The organism is Skermanella aerolata KACC 11604, assembly GCF_000936425.1.
GTDB classification, from domain to species: domain Bacteria; phylum Pseudomonadota; class Alphaproteobacteria; order Azospirillales; family Azospirillaceae; genus Skermanella; species Skermanella aerolata.
This window is the reverse complement of sequence record NZ_AVFK01000186.1, coordinates 1-762: the sequence shown is the minus strand read 5'-3', so window position 1 is coordinate 762 and position 762 is coordinate 1. Positions and strand designations below refer to the sequence as shown.

Here is a 762-nt window from a genome sequence, read left to right as displayed (position 1 = left end):
TCTGCTGGACCATCAGGGACAGGCCGTCGAACCCTTTCCTCATGTCGCAGGGTTCCAGCGCCAGATAGATGCGCACTCCGGCCGGCACCGAGATCATCGGCCTTCCTCCAGTACGCCGAGCACCCGGCGCAGCGCTTCGGCATCGACGTGCCGGTCCACCCGCACGACACGACCGCCGCCCAGCCTGATCTCGATGATGCCGCCGTGCCAGGGCTCCGGCTCGGATGCCGGCGGCGATGCAAGGGAGTCGGACAGGAGTTGCACGGGGGCGAAGACCGGCGTCTGCTCCGGTATTCCAGCCTCGCCGGCAAACTGGCGGCGCCAGCGGAACAGCTGACTGGCGCTGACGCCCCGGCGTCGGGCAACCAGCGAGACGGACATGCCGGGTTTCATCGTATCCGCCACCACCCGGAGCTTCTCTTCCTCCGACCAGCGCCGCCTGCGGGACGCCTCGTCGAGGATCTCCATCACCAGCGGAGCACTTTGCGTCATAGGCTTATCCCTAGGACGATCACTATGACCGGAGGCGCTCGACCCATCCGAAGTCAACCGCCGGATCCACCGCCCCAGCGTCCAGCGGTCAATCCCCTGTCCAGCGGCGAATGCCGCTCGGCTTTGTCCGCTCTGCTTCCAGGCCTCGACACGTTCGCGCCAGACCGCTGTCCGTTCCTTGCCGTCCACGCACAGTCCTCCGCCGATCCAAATCAGCAGAATATTCCACAGGCGATCAGCGCCCGGAATGTGCGGTCAGAACCCGCTTAC

General features: G+C 66.1%; 1 protein-coding gene and 1 pseudogene. Both read right to left on the bottom strand.

What is annotated here, in order from left to right:
- Positions 1–93: 93 nt before the first annotated feature.
- Positions 94–492, bottom strand: coding sequence for an IS66-like element accessory protein TnpA (tnpA, locus tag N826_RS45870; protein ID WP_052832829.1), 399 nt, complete (start codon positions 490–492; stop codon positions 94–96).
- 48 nt (positions 493–540) lie between these two features.
- Positions 541–681, bottom strand: a pseudogene (gene tnpA, locus N826_RS46280) (IS66 family insertion sequence element accessory protein TnpA); the annotation flags it as partial.
- Positions 682–762 lie beyond the last annotated feature (81 nt).